The organism is Agrobacterium sp. FDAARGOS_525 (assembly GCF_003938925.1).
Taxonomy (GTDB): Bacteria; Pseudomonadota; Alphaproteobacteria; order Rhizobiales; family Rhizobiaceae; genus Agrobacterium; species Agrobacterium pusense.
Window position 1 is genome coordinate 1,778,036 of sequence record NZ_RKIU01000004.1, and the last position, 16,510, is coordinate 1,794,545.

A 16,510-nucleotide genomic window follows, 5' to 3' on the forward strand; every position below is an offset into this window, starting at 1 on the left:
GAGCGTTTTGAGCTATGACTGCTTCGGGTAGAGGCGGTCGTGCGCCAGCATGCCGGCAATCATGGCGCAGACGAAAAGAACGACTGGCATCAGCCCAAGGCCGACAGCGGAGAGTGCCGGGCCGGGGCAGAAACCGGCAAGCCCCCAACCGATGCCGAAAATCGCCGAGCCGGTTATCAGCGGCCCGTCGATGCGGGTCTTTGCTGGAAGGCGGAAATCGTCGGCGAGAACGGGCTTGGCGAGACGTCTGCTGAGCAGCACGCCCGGCGCCGCGACCATAACGGCACCGCCAAGAACGAACATCAGGCTCGGGTCCCAATGGCCGCTTGCGATGTCGAGAAAGCCGGAAACACGCGCCGGATCGACCATGCTCGACAGCGAAAGGCCGAATCCGAACAACGCTCCTGCAAGCAATGCAAGTGCAATACGCGCTACGGCCGGATTTTTCATGACAGGGCTCCCGCTATCGTCGCAGTAAAGATGCCGGCGATCAGGAAGGTGGCGGTTGCGGCGATCGAGCGCCGGGAAAACCGCGCCAGCCCCATGATGCCATGGCCGGAGGTGCAGCCGGAGCCCATGCGTGTGCCAAAACCTACCAGCAGACCGGCAATCAGGATGAGGGGCCAAGGGGCAGCGACGGTGATTGCGGGCAGCCGGCCGAATGCTGCGGCATGGATATAAGGTCCCGCCAGCAAGCCGGCGATGAAAGCGAGGTCGGCAAGACGCCGCTCCCTGCCAAGAGTTCTGCCGATGATCCCGCTGATACCGGCAATGCGGCCGTTAAAGACAAACAGGAGAACGCAGGCGAGGCCGAGCAACATGCCGCCGAAAAGAGAAGACCAGTAGGGGCTCACGCGGTCTCCTCCTCCGGCGCGCAGAATATGGTGTAAAGCGCCTCGATCAGCTGCGCCGCTTTCGCTTCGCTCAGCTGGTAGAAAATTTGCTTGGCGTCACGCCGGGTTTCAACCACACCGGCTTCCCGCAGGACGCCCAGCTGCTGGGAGAGTGTAGGCTGGCGAATATCCAGCCTGGCTTCCAGCTCTCCCACGGAGAATTCTCCCTGCGCCAGCGTGCAGGCCAGCATCAGCCGCGCAGGGTGGGCAAGGGTCTTCAAAAGCAGCGCGACTTCCACGGCCCGTTCCTCCATGGCGGGAAGGGGAATGTCAGGAGTATGAAGGGGCTTTCCGGGCGTCTTTCCCTTTACCACGTGCTTCCCTCCAGCACATCAAGAGGGAATTTCAGGTAACGCCTGCCATTTGCCTCCGGCTCCGGCAGGCGTCCGCCGCGAATATTGACCTGCAGGGCATGGAGGATGAGCTTTGGCATCGGCAAGGTCCGATCCCGCGTTTCCCTGAGGTGGATGAAGCTTTCCTCCGTCATGCCGACCAGATGTGGATTGCTGCGTTTCTGTTCGCCCACCGTACTTTCCCATTTCGGCGCGCGGCCGCCGGGCTGATAATCATGGCCGGTGAACAGCCGTGTTTCGTCCGGAAGGGCGAGAATGTCCTGAATGGACGCCCAGAGTTCTCTGGCGCTGCCACCGGGAAAATCAGCCCGCGCTGTGCCTGAATCCGGCATGAAAAGCGTATCGTGCACGAAGGCGGCATCTCCCACCACATAGGTTACGGAGGCGAGCGTATGGCCGGGCGAAAACAGCACGCGCGCTTCAAGCGAACCGATATTGAACCTGTCGCCCGCCTCGAACAGCCTGTCCCACTGCGAACCATCGGTTTCAAGGTCAGGCCAATTGTATTTTTCCTGCCAGAGCCGCTGTACGCCGGTGATTTTCGCGCCGATGGCTGTCTGCGCACCGGTCTTCTGCTTCAGGTAATGGGCGGCGGAGAAATGGTCGGCATGCGGATGGGTATCGAGAATCCATTCCACCGACAGGCCTTCGCTTTCCACATGGTTCAGAATGGCGTCGGCATTCATCGTTCCGGTTGCGCCGGATTTCTCATCGAAATCATAGACCGGATCGATAATGGCGCAGCGTTTGGTCACTGGATCGGAAACGACATATTGCACGCTCCAGGTGCGCGGATCAAAGAATGCCTTGACGTGCGGAACCGCTGCCGCGCGTCGCTCCAGCCAGCGGGTGGCGCCGGAAAGATCAAAGCCATGCGCCTTGCCAAACGCCTCGATGTCGCCGCGTTCCATGCGTCCGTCGAGCGCTTCCCCAAGCACATGAAGCGTGAGCGCACGGGTGCCACCCTTGCAATGGGCAAAAACGGGGCCTGCCGCTTCCGCCATTTTCTGTTGAAAGGCGCGGATATCGGCCTCAGTGATAGCAGGGCCGGTGACCGGGATGAAGCCATAGTCCATGCCTGCCGCCCCGGCGGCGCTTCTTTCCTGCTCATTGCCCGGTTGGCCCGGCTCTTCGCCATCCGGCCGGGCATTGATGACGCTTTTATAACCCTGCGCGGAGAGCGATTGGAAATCGGCGGTCATCGGCTGCCCCGCAACGGTCAAGCGCTCGTTGATCTTAACGACTTTCATCGACATCTCCTGTGGCAACAACTCAATATATATTATTATATAATGTATATTGATCGCTGGCAAGAGTGCGAGGTACCTTCTCAGCTTTCTGCGGCTTGTGGCGTGTTAGCGGAACATCCCTTGCGCCCGAGTGGCAGGGCGCAAGGCATGTTTGCGGCATCGATTAGAATTCACACTGGCCTCAGACGGCAAGCCTGCGGCGCGTCGCCTTCCAGCCGAGACAGATGGCTCCTACAAGCAGGACCGTCTGGGCGATAAGGAAGGGTGGTTCATTGCCGTTCGGCGCCAGCTTGTTGAGCGTTTCGACCTTGAGAAAGGCCTGTACGATCAGGACGAACATGTTGAGATAGAGGCTCATCGTGGCGGTGATCGTATAAATGATGCGCGCCCTGCCATTCAGACCGTATCCGTAAAGCGCGACAAGTGCGATTGCCAGAACGAGGGTCGATATGACGCCGACACCGAGTGCCGGCGTGAAATTTCCGATTGGGAACAGGAAGCCGGTGAGCGTGGTGGCAAGCGTGGTGACGAGGAATAGCGCCATCATGCGTGGCATCCATCGCCCTGCCGCATAAGCGGGCAGGGCGATCAGTCCGGTAGCAATGCCGATGAAGCTCAAGCCCACATGCAGTGCAGTGAATTGGGGAATGGTCAGTCCGAGGATCATGATACGTATCCCTCTATTCGGGTTTGGCTGCACGATACCGGCTGGCGGCAAGTGCATGGGAGAGATTGGGCCGCAGGGCTGCACGCGCGGCAAGGAAATTTTCAAGATCGGCAGTGTCCGGCAGGGAGGGAATGGTCAGCGCTTCGCCAAGGTCGAGACCGGCAAGGGCAGCATCCACCATGTCATGCACATCCATGACCATCGCGGCCGGAATGGCATCGAGCCGTTCTTCCTCCCAGATGGCCGTGCGGGTGATACCTGGAAGAACGGCCTGAACCCGCACGCCAGAGGGTGAAAGCTGTGCCTGCAGCGCCTCGGTAAAAGCGAGCACGAAAGCCTTGGTGGCCGGGTAGACGGCGGTGAATGCTGCCGGCATCAGTGCTGTAACTGATGTAATGTTGATGATCGTGCCCTTTCCGTCGGCGGCAAGGCGCGGCGCGATGGCCGCCGCGAGCCGCGTGACGGCGAGAATGTTGAGGTTGATCATCGTCGTCACATAGGCTGGGTCCAGCGCCGTGATCGCGCCTTCACCAGCGATACCGGCATTGTTGACGAGGCCGGTAATCCGCCGGTCCTCACGCAGCCGCGCCTCGACCTTTTCGAGATCTTCCGCCCTGGAAAGATCGGCGGAGAGAACCTCGACGGCGATGTGATGATCCTTTTCCAGCTGCGCGGCCAATGCCTTCAGCTTCTCGGCGCGTCGCGCCACCAGAATGAGACCGTGGCCGCGTTTTGCCAGACGTTCGGCATAAACCGCGCCGATGCCGTCGGATGCGCCGGTGATAAGAAATGTATTCTGTGTCATGTCCGTGTCTCCTGTATCCGGTGGTTTCAGCCGTTGATGAAGGCGAGCAGGTCGGCGTTGAACCGGTCCTGATGGGTCTGTGTCAGGCCGTGATCGGCTCCCTGATAGATTTTGAGCACCGCATGTTTGACGATCTTGACCGTGGAAAGCGCGGAAGCGCCGACCGGCACGATCTGGTCGTCATCGCCGTGGAGAACCAGCGTCGGCTTGTCGAAAGCTTTCAGGTCCTGATGGAAATCGCTTTCCGAAAAGGCGCGGATACTGTCGAGCTGACCTTTCAGGCCGCCCATCATGCCCTGCCGCCAGAACTCATCACGGATACCTTCGGATATGACGGCGCCTTCGCGGTTGTAGCCGTAGAAGGGAATGGTCAGATCCTTGAAGAACTGGCTGCGATTGTCATAGGTGCCCTTACGGATGCCGTCGAAAACATCGATTGGCAGACCGATGGCGTTGCTTTCCGTCTTCAGCATCAGCGGCGGCACCGCGCCGATGAGAGCGATCTTGGCAACGCGGGCGGTGCCGTGGCGGCCGATATAACGTGTCACCTCGCCGCCACCGGTGGAATGGCCAACCAGAATGATGTCGTGAAGATCGAGTTGTTCGATCAACTCGGCCAGATCGTCGGCATATTGATCCATGGTGTTGTCATGCCAAACCTGATCGGAGCGGCCGTGGCTGCGGCGGTCATGGGCGATGGTGCGGAAACCGTTATTGGCGAAGAACACCATCTGCGCGTCCCAGGCGTCGGCGCTGAGCGGCCAGCCGTGGGAGAAGATGATGGGCTGTCCGTCTTTCGGGCCCCAGTCCTTGTAGAAGATGTGCGTTCCGTCTCTGGTGGTGATCGTTGTCATGGCTCTCTCTCCTGTTGCAGGGAGCTTGCTTGCGTCCCGTGGGAATAGAGATACTCTTGACGCAGCCGGGGATGGATTGGCGCTTCTGACAGAAAGCGAGCCGAAACTGACAAAACGGGGGTTGGGCATGGCGGGTGTAACGGGAAGCGCGCTGGAAGTGGGGCTGGTCCTCTATCGGGACTGCCAGATCGCCATGGTGCATGGCATCACCGATCTTTTCGCCATCGCGTCGGTATTTTCACAGGATCGCGGCGGGCCTAAATTGCGGGTCAGCCATTGGAGCATGGGCGAAGGCGGTGAATTTTCCCGCTCCTATGACACGGAACCCGGCGGGCCGGGGCATCCCGATATCTTCGTTGTGCCCGGCCGGTTGACCGGGCCGGCTGAAATCGAGGAAGCCGAGCCTTACGCCCGCTGGCTGCTGAACCGGCACGCCCAGGGCGCGACGCTGGCTGCCAGTTGCGGCGGGTCGTTCATGCTCGCGGCCACCGGGCTTCTGGCTGGCCGCCCGGCGACGACCCACTGGTTGTTTGCGGAGCGTTTTCGGGACCGATTTCCCGATGTCCGGCTGGAGATAGACAAGATCGTCATCGAGGACGGCGATATCATCACGGCCGGCGGGTTGATGGCGTGGACCGATCTTGGCCTGCGCATCGTCGACCGGCTGCTCGGCCCTTCCGTGATGATCGAGACCGGCAAGTTTCTGCTGATCGACCCGTCAGGACGGGAACAGCGTCATTATAGTAGTTTCGCCCCAAGGCTGACGCATGGCGATGAGCCGATCCTGAAGGTGCAGCATTGGTTGCAGGCCCGTGCCGGGCGGGCGACAAGCGTTACCGACATGGCCGGCCATGCCGGGCTGGAGGAGCGAACCTTCTTGCGCCGCTTCAAGGTGGCGACCGGCATGAAGCCCATCGAATATGTCCAGCACCTGCGGGTCGGCAAGGCGCGTGAATTGCTGGAATTCACCCGCCGTTCGGTCGATCAGATCGCTTGGTCGGTGGGTTATGAGGACGCTGCCGCCTTTCGCCGGGTGTTTCACCGCATTCTCGGCCTCTCACCGGGAGAGTATAGAAGCCGCTTTTCCAGCGGTTCGGCCATGGTTGCTGCCTGAGGTTGATCCGATGGGGGTGGTGGTACCCGGCACTTGCAATGTGGCCGGTGTTTGCTAACATGCCAGACAAGTTTAAAACAGGTGGGCCGGAATGGACGTCGAGAGCAGCACCAAGCAAGTATCGCTTGCGGCGAAAATCAGTTCGGCCTTGCGACGGGATCTGGCGGAGGGGGTGTTCCGCCCGGGTGACCGGCTTCCGAGCGAAAGCGAATTGACGCGGGAATATTCCGTCAGCCGAACGGTTGTGCGCGAGGCCATCGCCATTCTTCGTGCCGATGGCCTCGTTGAAGCACGCAAGGGCGCAGGGGTCTTTGCTGTCGAAGCCAAGCCGGCAAAGGAACTGCCTTTTAACGATCTCGCCGTGGGTCGCATTTCCTCGGTCATCGAACTCCTGGAACTGCGGACCGTGTTCGAAGTGGAATCCGCCGGGCTGGCGGCCTCGCGCCGTTCCGCCGTGCAGGTGGAATCGATCGTGGATGCGCATCGGCGTGTCGGTGACTGTCTCGCCGCCGGGCTACCAACGCGGGACGCCGATTTCGAATTCCATCTCGCCATCGCGCAGGCCACGCAGAACAGGCGGTTTCCGGAGTTTCTTCAACTCATTCGGTCCGGTATCATTCCCCGCGGCGAATTACAGGGTGCCGCGCCGGGGTCGCGCCCCAAGGATTACAACCTCCACCTTCAAGAGGAGCACGGCAAGATCGTCGATGCCATTATCGAGGGAGACGCCGATGCCGCGCGCCAATATATGGCCTCGCATCTGCGCGGCAGTCTCGAGCGTTACAAGGTGCTCCTGCGGTCCCGCACCGTGGCTGAGTAAGGCGGAAATAGCTGATATGGCGCCGAATTATGCGTTGGCCCGTCGGTAAAAGGCCAGGGAAGCAGCAAGCGTCAACAGCGCGCCGCCGCAGATGCGGTCGAGCCATAATGCTCCGGACTTGCGCAATATCCTGACCGCCTGCGCGCCGAACAGGGCGTATGCGAACATCACGATGAAATCGATGCCGGCGAAGATTAGCGCAAGTACGGTATATTGCTGAATCTGCTGCGCGGCGACATCGATGAATTGCGGCAGGAAGGCCGAAAAAAAGAGGTATCCCTTGGGATTGGTCACGGCGACGAGAAAGCTCTTCAGGGAGATTGAACGCGCCGATGCGGCCCTGTTTGCCTCTGCAGAGCCGAGAGCGCCGTCAAGCGTCCCTCTTGAACGCAGAAGCATGATGCCAAGGTAAACAAGGTAGCAGACCCCCGCCCATTTGACGACACCGAACCAGAACTCCGAGGCGGCCATAAGAGCCCCCAGTCCCAGTGCAACCGCGCCGATCAGGACGAAATCCGAAAGGACGGCACCAGCCATGCCGATCATCGCGCGACGCACGCCGAATTTCGAACCATTGGCAAGCGCCAGCAAGACGGTGGGGCCGGGTGTTGCAATGCCGATAAAGGCGACCATGGCAAAGGCCAGAAGCGTCACGTCGATCATATTTTCCTCCCCCGAGGCAGCAGACACGAGCGATCAAATCGCCATGAATTTCCATGTCAGCCTTCTGTGGGCAGGGAGAATACAGCGTTTTGCGGTTGTGGCAATGTGGGCTTCTTTAGGGAAAGAAGAACGCCGCAACGCCGCCTGGGCAACGCTGTGCCTGTATACCCCCGCGCTTGCCGATATCGATTTTGGCGTCGGATGCTTGACAGCCTGCAACACCTGTGACAACTTTACCGTAGTTGTCAGACAGGATGTGCTCCTTGCACGCTCGGTGACTGGCAAGGGAGGAATCATGTCAAAAAGACGCCTTTCGCTTTATGGCCTGTCCGGCCAGATCGGAAGTATTGCGGTCACGCTGCTTGGATTGCTGCTGCTGACCTTTTTCATTGGCCGCCTGATGCCCGCCGACCCAGTGCGGGCCATTGTCGGTGAGGATGCGACCCGTGAAACCTATGAACAGGTCTATCACGCGCTCGGCTTTGACCGCCCGCTGTGGCAGCAGTTCGTCTATTATCTCGGAGATGTCTTCACCGGCAATTTCGGAACGTCGATCCGCACGGGCCGCCCCGTCATCGAGGACATCATAAGCGTGATGCCGGCGACGATCGAGCTTGCGACCTTCGCCATCCTGATCGGTGCCGGCCTCGGCATCCCCATGGGCGTTTACGCCGCCGTGAAGAAAGACCGCTGGCAGGATCATCTTGTGCGCGTTCTCAGCCTGTTCGGCCATTCCATGCCGATCTTCTGGACGGGCATGATCGCGCTGATCGTTTTTTACGCCCATCTCGGCCTCGTTGGCGGCGGTGGCCGCATGGACCAGTTCTATATCGGTCTGGTGGAGGAGCGGACGGGCTTTCTGCTGATCGACAGCCTGCTTGCGGGTGACATGGAGGTCTTCCGGTCGGCCATCAACCACCTCATCCTGCCAGCTGCCCTGCTGGGCTATTCCTCCTCTGCCTATATCACCCGCATGACGCGCAGCTTCATGCTGGATCAGCTGGGGCAGGAATATGTGACGACCGCGCGTGTCAAAGGCCTGTCGCAGCGGCAGACGGTGTGGCTGCATGCTTTTGGCAATATTCGCGTGCAGCTGGTCACCATCATCGCGCTGGCTTACGGTTCGCTGCTGGAAGGAGCGGTCCTCATTGAGACCGTCTTCGCCTGGCCGGGTTTCGGGCAATATCTCACCAGCAATCTTATCATCGGCGACATGAATGCCGTGATGACCTGTGTACTGATCGTCGGCGTCATGTTTATCGGGCTCAATCTCCTGTCCGACATTCTCTACCGCTTTTTCGATCCGAGGACCCGCTGATGACGGCCCGTGCTGAAACTTCCTTCCGTCTTCCGGTGCCGCTGAACGCGCTGAAGAACATTATCGTCTTCCTGCTCAAAAGCCCGACATCGGCTTTCGGCCTGCTTATCTTGCTGCTGCTCGTCATCTCGGCGATTTTTGCGCCCTGGCTCGCGACGCATGACCCTTACGCACAGAATCTCGCCAACACGCTGCAGCCCCCGGGCAGCGGCCATGTCTTCGGGACGGATGAGCTGGGGCGCGATATCTATAGCCGTCTTCTCTGGGGCGCTCGCATCACGCTCACCATCATCATGCTGGTATCGATCATCGTCGGTCCCGTCGGCCTTCTGGTCGGTACGGCATCCGGTTATCTCGGCGGCAAGTTCGAGACGGTGATGATGCGCATCACGGATATTTTCCTGTCTTTCCCTAGCCTCATCCTGTCGCTCGCCTTCGTCGCAGCGCTGGGTCCGAGCCTTAATAATGCGATCATTGCAATTGCGCTCACCTCATGGCCGCCGATTGCGCGTCTTGCCCGCGCTGAAGCCATGACCTTTCGCAAGGCGGATTACATTGCCGCTGCAAGGCTTCAGGGCGCGTCGCCGCTGCGCATCATCGTCAAGTCGATCATGCCCATGTGTCTCCCCTCGGTTCTCATCAGACTGACGCTGAACATGGCAACCGTCATTCTGACCGCCGCAGGTCTGGGCTTTCTTGGCCTCGGCGCGCAGCCGCCGCTGCCGGAATGGGGAGCGATGATCGCCACCGGCCGGCGTTACATGCTGGATAGCTGGTGGCTGGTGACCTTTCCCGGCATTGCGATCCTGTCTGTCAGTCTCGCTTTCAACCTCCTCGGTGACGGGCTGCGGGATGCGCTCGATCCGAAGCAGATGAACCGGAGATAGGAACATGGAAAAACCAATCCTTGATGTTGAAAATCTCCGTATCCGTTATGGTGGCTCACCCACCGAGGCGGTGCGCGGCATCTCCTTCACGCTCGGTCGGGAGCGGCTCGGCATTGTCGGTGAAAGCGGTTCGGGAAAATCCACAGTCGGACGCGCTCTGTTGCGCCTCCTGCCTTCGGCAACGATCACCGCTGACAAGCTGGCTTTCGACGGGCTCGATCTTCTCTCCCTCGATGAGAAGGAGATGCTGAAGGTTCGCGGCCGGCGCATGTCGATGATCCTTCAGGATCCGAAATTCTCCCTCAACCCCATCCGTCGCGTCGGCGATCAGGTGACGGAGACCTATCTGCGCCACTTCAGGGCATCAAAAGCCGAGGCACGGGAAAAGGCGCTGGCGATGCTGGATGCGGTGAAGATCCGCGATGCCTCACGTGTCTACGAGCAATACCCGCACGAAATCTCCGGTGGCATGGGTCAGCGCGTGATGATCGCCATGATGCTGCTTGCCGATCCCGATCTCGTCATCGCTGACGAACCAACTTCGGCGCTTGATGTGACGGTGCGGTTGCAGGTGCTGAACATTCTCGACGGTCTGGTGCGCGATCGCGGCATCGGCCTCATCATGATCAGCCACGATCTCAACCTTGTGCGCAATTTCTGCGACCGGGTGCTGATCATGTATTCAGGCCGCGTGGTGGAAACGCTGGCCGCCCGCGATCTCGATCAGGCGCAGCATCCCTATACGCGCGGCCTTCTGGCGGCACAGCCGCGTATCGGCGGTGCGCGCGCACCGCTTGCGGTGCTGGACCGCCGCCCTGAATGGCTGGAGGAGAATGCATAATGGCCGTTTCTGTCGAAACCCGCGATCTTTCCATCACTTTCGGCAGCGGCAGCACCGCAATGAAAGTGCTGCCTTCGGTGTCGTTCCGTGTCGAGCCCGGCGAATGTTTCGGGCTGGTCGGTGAAAGCGGTTCGGGCAAGTCCACCGTGTTGCGCTGCGTCTCAATGCTCAACGATTTCTGGACAGGCGATATCCTCATCGACGGCAGATCGGTGCGAGACGTGCCGCTGATCGAGCGCTGCCGTATGCTGCAGATGGTGTTTCAGGACCCCTATGGCTCTCTGCATCCCCGCCAGTCGGTGCGCACCGTGCTTGGTGAATCGCTTGCGATCCACAAGCTCGGCGACCGCGAGGAGCGCATGCGCAAGGTCATCACTGATGTCGGCCTGCCGGTGTCTTTCCTCGACCGTTTCCCGCACCAACTCTCCGGCGGCCAACGGCAGCGCGTGGCGATTGCGAGGGCGCTGATCCTGGAACCGTCGCTGCTGCTGCTCGATGAGCCGACCTCGGCGCTCGATGTCTCGGTCCAGGCGGAAATCCTCAACCTCTTGCAGCGGCTGCGGGAAGAGCGCGGTTTCACCTATATCATGGTGACCCATGATCTCGGCGTGGTCGATCACATGTGCGATCGCTTCGCCGTGATGCTGCGTGGCGAAATAACCGAAATCCTGCCGCGCGAGGCCATTGCTGGCAACGATGCAACGCATCCTTATGCGCGCGAACTGATCGGCGCTTCACTGGAATATGAAGGCGCGTGACGGCTCCAAGAACGTGACCGTCCTCCTCCGGGGCGCCACGGATAATAACAGCCTCCTTCCTTGCCCGGCCTCCCCGCCGGGCATTTTTTTGGGGGAGGCAGGCCGAAGATAGAAAAGACCGGTGGTAATCGGGCCATGGGCTGCTGACAAACGGAGCCTCTCCGCCGTCATGCCGGACTAGATCCGGCATCCAGCCACGGCATGTCTGCGCCGTAAGAGGAGTCTTACGCGATCAAGGACTTGATCGCGCTGGACCCGGATCTAGTCCGGGGTGACGGAGTGCGGAATATTTCGGCTTTGTAAGGCCTCGTCGGCAGCAAAAAAAGCGCGGGGTTAGCCGCGCCTTTTCTTACTCGCAGATATGGCGCCGATTATCGCTCCTTGCTCACCACTTCAAACCTAGAGAGCCAGGGACTGACGATCATGCCCTTGACGTCGCTGCGGAAGGCTGCGGTGTCGACCACTTCGGAGAATGGCTGAATGGACATGACGATTTCATCCATATAACCCTGCAGGTCTTCATAAAGCTTCGTCTGTTTTGCCGCATCGCGCTCAACAAGCGCTTCCTCGATCATCTTGTTCAGCTTTTCGTCGAAGAAGCTGGTGCGCCAGCTCTGGTAATTCGTGAGCTTGGCGTCATCGGCATTATTGGGGTTGTAGGCAATCGAGCGCAGGTTGTTGTCCGGGTGCGGCTGCTGGCCGCCGCCACCGCGGCCGAGCAGCAATTCGAAGTTGCGCTCGCGCATCGCACCATAGATCTGGTCGCCGGAGCCGCTGATCAGCTCGGCCTGAATGCCTGCCTGGGCGAGCGTGTTCTGGATCGCCGTTGCGGCTTTCATGAACGGGTCTTCCGAAAGCACGCGCAGCGTTGTCTTGAACCCATCAGGATAACCGGCCTCGGCCAGAAGCGCCTTGGCTTTTTCAATATCGAGCTTGTAGCCCTGATCCGGCAGCGCACCCATGACGCCGGTGCTGAGGGAGCGCTGATGCAGCTTGCCGTAATAGGGCATGACCGCCTTGTCGAGACCATCGTAATCAATCAGGTAACGCAAGGCCTCGCGCACCTTCTTGTTCGCGAATTTCTCATCCTTCATCGAAACGCTGAGGTAATAGAAACCGGAGCCCGGTGTGGATTCGATGGTGACGGCCTTGTCGGCCTCAAGTGATTTCAGATCCGGAGCCTGCAGGGAATAGGCAACGTCGATATCGCCCTTTTCCAGCATGAGCCGCTGCGACTGCGATTCCGGCAGATGGCGCATCAGGATACGCTTCATCTTGGCCTTTTCACCCCAATAATCGTCGTTGCGGGTGAGGATGATATATTCGTTGGATTTCCACTGGGTCAGCTTGAAGGGGCCGGAGCCGGCGGAATTCAGCGTCAGCCATGCGCCGCCGAGATCGCCATCCTTCTCATTCTCAAGCGCGGTCTGGCTGTCGATGATCGAGCCGGGACCGTTCTGGGCAAGGATCATCAGGAGAAGGTTGGGATCGTCGGGCTTGGGGATATTCAGCACGAAGATCTGATCGCTTTCGGCAACGAAAAGCTTGTCGGCCTCTTCGAGCTTGAAACCGCGGGTTTTCAGAAAGGATGATTGCGCCAGGTTGCGGGCGAGCAGCCGTTTGAGGCTCCATGCCACATCCTTTGCCGTCACGGCATTGCCGGAAGCGAACTTGGCATCGGCACGCAGATGGAAACGGATCGACTTCCGGTCTTCGGCTATTTCCCAGCGTTCGGCAAGGCGCGGCTGGACGCTGCGGTCCTCAGGCGAAAGCACGATCAGGGTGTCATAGATATTGTTCAGAACCTGCACGGTCTCGCGGCCGGTGATGGCGGCGGGGTCGAGTGTGAGGATATTGCTCATGGTCGTGGCGACAATGAGCTGGTCCTTTGGCGTCTCGGCAAAAGTGCTGAGCGGCATGGCGCCGATCAGCAGGGCGCCAAGTGCTGCTGTTGCAAGAAAATGTTTCATCTTTCCTCCCAATACGGCCGCTTCATACGGCCTTCCACGTTTCGATCCACGTGCCCGGTTCCTCCTCGGGCGGCGTGTGATCAACCAAGAATATCTTTGACTGGCGTGGCCAGGGCCCGGCCGATCGCCGCTGTCGCCGGCGCGTCCAGATGCACGCCGTCCACCGGCGAAGCACTGGCGACCGAACCGGCGTCGAAGAAGTGATGTCCGAGTTCGGTAGCGAGTTTTTGGTAAAGCGGCGCAAGCCTGAGCGATTGCCCGACATCCCGCCCTCCCGCCGGTTCTCCACCCGGGCCTGCAACGCAGGGCGGTGGGGCAACGATCAGCAGTTTCGGTACCGCTTCTCGCGGCTTGTAGATGAAGGTCTCGACGATCTGCGCTAACCGGCGCATGCCGGAAACGGCGGCTTCCGCGCGTCCGCCATGCACCGGTTTGATGTCATTGGTGCCGAGCATGATTATGACGAGGTCAATCGGCATATGGCACGAGAGCGCTATTTCCAGCGCCCGCACGCCGTTGCGGCAGGCCGGACCGGCGTGGTCGTCGTAGCAGGTGGTTCGTCCGCCAAGACCTTCGGGGTAAACTTTCGCCATGCCGGCAAGCTCGGTTTCCAGAACCTCCGGCCAGCGATATGCGGCGGGGTGCCTGAGGCCCGTTGCCGGGTCCGCACCCCAGGTGAGGCTGTCTCCAAAGGCGAGCACCGTTTTCATCGCCCGTTACCTCACCCGGTTGTTGTCGATGAAGGTAAAATCGATGTCCTCGCCAAGGCCCGGCCGGTCGGGAACGTGGACAAAGCCATCCCGGTCCATCGGATCGGACAGAGACTTCAGATAGTCGTGGCCGTCATCATATTCGAGGAAGGGATGTAGCAGGCCACGCTCATACCAGCGGCAATTCTTGGTGGCGGCAACCACATGCAGGTTCATGGCGGTATTTCCATGCACTTCGCACTCCATACCGAAGGCTTCGGCCAGATGCATCGTCTTCAGCGCCGGTGTGATGCCCCCGACATCGTTGACGCCGGTGCGCAGAATGTCGCAGGCGCCGGCCTTGATCCATTCGGCACGGTGCCAGTGTTTGCCGGCCGCACTTTCCGGGCCGACGACCGGAATATCGAGATTGTCGGAAAGCCACTTGTAGGAGGACAGCGACTGTTCATCCATCGGCTCCTCGATCCAGTCGAAACCGAGTTTTTCGAGGCCACGGCCCAGCGCCAGCGCATCGGTGCGGGAGTACCAGTGGAAGGCGTCAATCATCAGGCGGATATCGGGGCCGACCGCCTCGCGCACGGCCGCGCAGGCCTTGAGGTCCATCTTCACATCCGGCGCCCAGCTGACGGGCGGCATCCACGTGTGCAGCTTGATGCCCTTGTAGCCGCGCTTCACCAGTGTCTCGGCAAAGCGGCCGTAGTCGTCCGGTGTCGCCAGCCCGCCTTCCAGTTCGTCACCGCACATGATGGAGCCATAGGCGAGCACCTTGTCGCGATAACCGCCGACCAACTTGTATACAGGTTGATTGAGGGAGCGGCCGGCAAGGTCCCATAGCGCGCAGTCAACCACCGCCAGCGTGCGGTCAGTCAGTTGGGCGGCCGAACCGCGCTGCCAGTGGGCAAGGTCCTGCCACAGCCGTTCGCGGTCTCGATGGTCCTCACCGATCAGGACTTTCTTGACGAATTTTTCGATGACATGCGGGCGAACGATCTCTGGCGCGGTGAAAGAATGGCCCTCGTGGCCGTCCTCTGTCCGGATCGTCAGCATGGCCTGTTCCACCTGATGCGCCGGACCCGGATGCGCGTGGCCGGCACTGTCCGAGTGCCGACGGGTCGTCGTGCGGAAAACACGGACCTCGACGTCGGTAATGATCATAATTCCTCCCTCATGCAGGTGTCTCGGCGTTGTTGGTCGTCGCAATGTCATACATGTATGCAATATTTGTCAACATGTATGATAATCTGTATTACATGTTGGAGGGGGAAATCAAGGTCATTTGTGCTCGACGCTGCACAGGTCGGCGGTGAGGAACAGCCTCTGGCGGATTTGCCTCATTCCGGAAAAAAACCGAGGAAGCGGGAGGGCGGCCTGTGTGGAGGGATAGTCCACAATTTTAGTGTATTATTGAATCGCGCAATGATCTTTCAACAATGGCCGGGACTATAAACGAACATGCCGCGCCAGTTGCCGCCGTCATCATGCATGCTGTGTGAGCATGCGTCGCATCGGGCGGTCGTTCCAAACCAGGATGGCTGCGTTTGCGTCGCTGAGTTTCAACTCGTTTCCGGATGCACGCCCATGCCCCTTTCCCATATCTCCCATTTCGCCTTTCTTGTCCCGGGCAACTATCATGACGATGATCCGGGACAGGGGCTGGAAGAAACCCTGCAGCTTTTCGAAGCAGGAGAGGCGCTGGGTTATCATAGCGCCTGGGTCCGCCAGCGCCATCTGGAGCGGGGTGTTTCCTCTGCGGCGACTTTCCTCGCTGCGGCTTCGCAACGAACCAGACGGATCGGGTTAGGCACCGCCGTTATTCAACTCGGTTACGAGAACCCATTCAGGCTGGCGGAGGATCTGGCCACCGTGGATGTCCTGTCGCGCGGACGGCTGAATGTGGGGGTTTCGGTGGGCGCACCGCCCTTCGCCCATCTTATTTCCGACTATGTTGATACGGTTGTCGAAGCGGACTACAGCCACGCGCGCGCTGAGAAGCTGGCGAGGGCGCTGCGATCGGAGCCGCTGTCGAACGAGACGGAGGCGGGCAATGCGGCCGGTGCGCAGGTGCCGCGGCTTCGGCCAGTCGCCAAGGGGCTGACGGACCGGTTATGGTATGGCGGTGGATCGCAGAACTCTGCGCGCTGGGCTGGCCGGGCAGGGTTCAATCTTCTGACGGGCAATATTGTCAGCGGCGAGAATACCGATGATTTTCTGACCGCTCAGGCGGCTCTCGTTGCTCGCTTCCGGCAGGAATGGGCGCATGAGCGCGAACCGCGTGTCGCTCTTGGCCGCGTGATCCTGCCAACCGATAGCGCAAGCCCCGCCACGCGCCGCCGTTACCAGGAATTCGTTGCCGAGCGGGACAAGCGCACGACCTCGCCGCATGGGGCGCGCCGCACGCTTTTCCTGCCGGATATCGTCGGGACGACGCATGAGATTCTGGAAAGATTGTCGAGCGACCCCGTTCTGCCGTTTGTCTCGGAATTCCGCCTCGAACTTCCCTATGAATTCCAGCCGGACGATTATCGCCAGATCGTGACGGATTTCGCCTCTGTCCTGCCGCAGCTTTCCGGCGAAAGGCCGGTTTTGAAAGTGGCGACGGGGCAATAA

Annotated in this window: 18 protein-coding genes; 7 read left to right on the forward strand and 11 right to left on the reverse strand. The window is 60.1% G+C overall.

All coding sequences use genetic code 11. The features are described from left to right. Nucleotides 1–12 precede the first annotated feature (12 nt). The 7 genes from EGT36_RS24750 to EGT36_RS24780 form a co-directional block, all read right to left on the reverse strand. Nucleotides 13–450 (reverse strand): YeeE/YedE family protein, encoded by a 438-nt coding sequence (locus tag EGT36_RS24750; RefSeq protein WP_037091282.1) that lies wholly within the window; start codon nt 448–450, stop codon nt 13–15. Beyond that, on the reverse strand, nt 447–854 hold the full coding sequence (locus tag EGT36_RS24755) for a YeeE/YedE family protein (RefSeq protein ID WP_172965710.1): 408 nt from the start codon (nt 852–854) through the stop codon (nt 447–449). Before EGT36_RS24755 ends, EGT36_RS24750 begins: the two co-directional genes overlap by 4 nt. Continuing rightward, on the reverse strand, nt 851–1,147 hold the full coding sequence (gene bigR / locus EGT36_RS24760) for a sulfite-sensing transcriptional repressor BigR (RefSeq protein WP_045531466.1): 297 nt from the start codon (nt 1,145–1,147) through the stop codon (nt 851–853). Before bigR ends, EGT36_RS24755 begins: the two co-directional genes overlap by 4 nt. A gap of 53 nt (nt 1,148–1,200) precedes the next feature. After that, complete coding sequence (gene blh / locus EGT36_RS24765) at nt 1,201–2,496, reverse strand: bifunctional sulfur transferase/dioxygenase Blh (RefSeq protein WP_125271240.1); 1,296 nt, start codon at nt 2,494–2,496, stop codon at nt 1,201–1,203. A gap of 181 nt (nt 2,497–2,677) precedes the next feature. Then, on the reverse strand, nt 2,678–3,163 hold the full coding sequence (locus EGT36_RS24770; RefSeq protein ID WP_004445520.1) for a hypothetical protein: 486 nt from the start codon (nt 3,161–3,163) through the stop codon (nt 2,678–2,680). Between the two features lie 13 nt (nt 3,164–3,176). Next, nucleotides 3,177–3,968, reverse strand: a complete 792-nt coding sequence (locus EGT36_RS24775) for an SDR family NAD(P)-dependent oxidoreductase (protein WP_125271241.1) — start codon at nt 3,966–3,968, stop codon at nt 3,177–3,179. A 26-nt stretch (nt 3,969–3,994) separates the two neighbouring features. Further along, nucleotides 3,995–4,822, reverse strand: coding sequence for an alpha/beta fold hydrolase (locus EGT36_RS24780; protein WP_034497036.1), 828 nt, complete (start codon nt 4,820–4,822; stop codon nt 3,995–3,997). 127 nt (nt 4,823–4,949) lie between these two features. On the opposite strand from EGT36_RS24780, the gene EGT36_RS24785 reads away from it, so the two are divergent. Next, nucleotides 4,950–5,936 carry a GlxA family transcriptional regulator gene (locus tag EGT36_RS24785; protein ID WP_004445517.1) on the forward strand — a complete coding sequence of 329 codons (987 nt, stop codon included), beginning with the start codon at nt 4,950–4,952 and terminating at the stop codon, nt 5,934–5,936. Between the two features lie 91 nt (nt 5,937–6,027). Further along, a complete protein-coding gene (locus EGT36_RS24790) occupies nt 6,028–6,756 on the forward strand; it encodes a FadR/GntR family transcriptional regulator (RefSeq protein WP_004445516.1) in 729 nt (242 codons plus the stop codon). Nucleotides 6,757–6,783: 27 nt separating this feature from the next. Here the strand turns inward: EGT36_RS24790 and EGT36_RS24795 are convergent, their stop codons facing one another. Continuing rightward, on the reverse strand, nt 6,784–7,419 hold the full coding sequence (locus EGT36_RS24795) for a LysE family translocator (RefSeq protein WP_125271242.1): 636 nt from the start codon (nt 7,417–7,419) through the stop codon (nt 6,784–6,786). Nucleotides 7,420–7,714: 295 nt separating this feature from the next. Between EGT36_RS24795 and EGT36_RS24800 the strand changes: the two genes are divergently transcribed. The 4 genes from EGT36_RS24800 to EGT36_RS24815 are packed head-to-tail and all read left to right on the forward strand — an operon-like array spanning nt 7,715 to nt 11,223. Next, nucleotides 7,715–8,737, forward strand: coding sequence for an ABC transporter permease (locus EGT36_RS24800; RefSeq protein WP_125271243.1), 1,023 nt, complete (start codon nt 7,715–7,717; stop codon nt 8,735–8,737). Continuing rightward, on the forward strand, nt 8,737–9,624 hold the full coding sequence (locus EGT36_RS24805; protein ID WP_125271244.1) for an ABC transporter permease: 888 nt from the start codon (nt 8,737–8,739) through the stop codon (nt 9,622–9,624). The genes EGT36_RS24800 and EGT36_RS24805 overlap by 1 nt, the downstream gene beginning before the upstream one ends. Nucleotides 9,625–9,628: 4 nt before the next feature. Further along, nucleotides 9,629–10,465 (forward strand): ABC transporter ATP-binding protein, encoded by an 837-nt coding sequence (locus tag EGT36_RS24810; protein WP_004445510.1) that lies wholly within the window; start codon nt 9,629–9,631, stop codon nt 10,463–10,465. Further along, a complete protein-coding gene (locus tag EGT36_RS24815; RefSeq protein ID WP_125271245.1) occupies nt 10,465–11,223 on the forward strand; it encodes an ABC transporter ATP-binding protein in 759 nt (252 codons plus the stop codon). Before EGT36_RS24810 ends, EGT36_RS24815 begins: the two co-directional genes overlap by 1 nt. Nucleotides 11,224–11,594: 371 nt before the next feature. Here the strand turns inward: EGT36_RS24815 and EGT36_RS24820 are convergent, their stop codons facing one another. From EGT36_RS24820 to EGT36_RS24830, 3 genes are all read right to left on the reverse strand, one after another. Further along, nucleotides 11,595–13,193, reverse strand: coding sequence for an ABC transporter substrate-binding protein (locus EGT36_RS24820; RefSeq protein ID WP_004445506.1), 1,599 nt, complete (start codon nt 13,191–13,193; stop codon nt 11,595–11,597). Between the two features lie 80 nt (nt 13,194–13,273). Then, the gene (locus tag EGT36_RS24825; protein WP_034497024.1) at nt 13,274–13,903 is read right to left on the reverse strand and encodes an SGNH/GDSL hydrolase family protein; all 630 of its coding nucleotides are present in this window, start codon (nt 13,901–13,903) and stop codon (nt 13,274–13,276) included. Nucleotides 13,904–13,909: 6 nt separating this feature from the next. Further along, nucleotides 13,910–15,058 (reverse strand): mandelate racemase family protein, encoded by a 1,149-nt coding sequence (locus EGT36_RS24830; RefSeq protein ID WP_034497021.1) that lies wholly within the window; start codon nt 15,056–15,058, stop codon nt 13,910–13,912. Between the two features lie 423 nt (nt 15,059–15,481). Here EGT36_RS24830 and EGT36_RS24835 point away from each other — a divergent pair, with 423 nt between their 5' ends. Next, entirely contained in the window at nt 15,482–16,510 is a 1,029-nt protein-coding gene (locus EGT36_RS24835) for an LLM class flavin-dependent oxidoreductase (protein WP_125271246.1), read from the forward strand.

Excerpts from the sequence above, each read along its gene's own strand:
- EGT36_RS24750 (WP_037091282.1), bottom strand. The coding sequence starts at position 450 with ATGAAAAATCCGGCCGTAGCGCGTATTGCACTTGCATTGCTTGCAGGA.
- bigR (WP_045531466.1), bottom strand. The coding sequence starts at position 1,147 with ATGGAGGAACGGGCCGTGGAAGTCGCGCTGCTTTTGAAGACCCTTGCC.
- blh (WP_125271240.1), bottom strand. The coding sequence starts at position 2,496 with ATGAAAGTCGTTAAGATCAACGAGCGCTTGACCGTTGCGGGGCAGCCG.
- EGT36_RS24770 (WP_004445520.1), bottom strand. The coding sequence starts at position 3,163 with ATGATCCTCGGACTGACCATTCCCCAATTCACTGCACTGCATGTGGGC.
- EGT36_RS24775 (WP_125271241.1), bottom strand. The coding sequence starts at position 3,968 with ATGACACAGAATACATTTCTTATCACCGGCGCATCCGACGGCATCGGC.
- EGT36_RS24780 (WP_034497036.1), bottom strand. The coding sequence starts at position 4,822 with ATGACAACGATCACCACCAGAGACGGAACGCACATCTTCTACAAGGAC.
- EGT36_RS24785 (WP_004445517.1), top strand. The coding sequence starts at position 4,950 with ATGGCGGGTGTAACGGGAAGCGCGCTGGAAGTGGGGCTGGTCCTCTAT.
- EGT36_RS24790 (WP_004445516.1), top strand. The coding sequence starts at position 6,028 with ATGGACGTCGAGAGCAGCACCAAGCAAGTATCGCTTGCGGCGAAAATC.
- EGT36_RS24795 (WP_125271242.1), bottom strand. The coding sequence starts at position 7,419 with ATGATCGACGTGACGCTTCTGGCCTTTGCCATGGTCGCCTTTATCGGC.
- EGT36_RS24800 (WP_125271243.1), top strand. The coding sequence starts at position 7,715 with ATGTCAAAAAGACGCCTTTCGCTTTATGGCCTGTCCGGCCAGATCGGA.
- EGT36_RS24805 (WP_125271244.1), top strand. The coding sequence starts at position 8,737 with ATGACGGCCCGTGCTGAAACTTCCTTCCGTCTTCCGGTGCCGCTGAAC.
- EGT36_RS24810 (WP_004445510.1), top strand. The coding sequence starts at position 9,629 with ATGGAAAAACCAATCCTTGATGTTGAAAATCTCCGTATCCGTTATGGT.
- EGT36_RS24815 (WP_125271245.1), top strand. The coding sequence starts at position 10,465 with ATGGCCGTTTCTGTCGAAACCCGCGATCTTTCCATCACTTTCGGCAGC.
- EGT36_RS24820 (WP_004445506.1), bottom strand. The coding sequence starts at position 13,193 with ATGAAACATTTTCTTGCAACAGCAGCACTTGGCGCCCTGCTGATCGGC.
- EGT36_RS24825 (WP_034497024.1), bottom strand. The coding sequence starts at position 13,903 with ATGAAAACGGTGCTCGCCTTTGGAGACAGCCTCACCTGGGGTGCGGAC.
- EGT36_RS24830 (WP_034497021.1), bottom strand. The coding sequence starts at position 15,058 with ATGATCATTACCGACGTCGAGGTCCGTGTTTTCCGCACGACGACCCGT.
- EGT36_RS24835 (WP_125271246.1), top strand. The coding sequence starts at position 15,482 with ATGCCCCTTTCCCATATCTCCCATTTCGCCTTTCTTGTCCCGGGCAAC.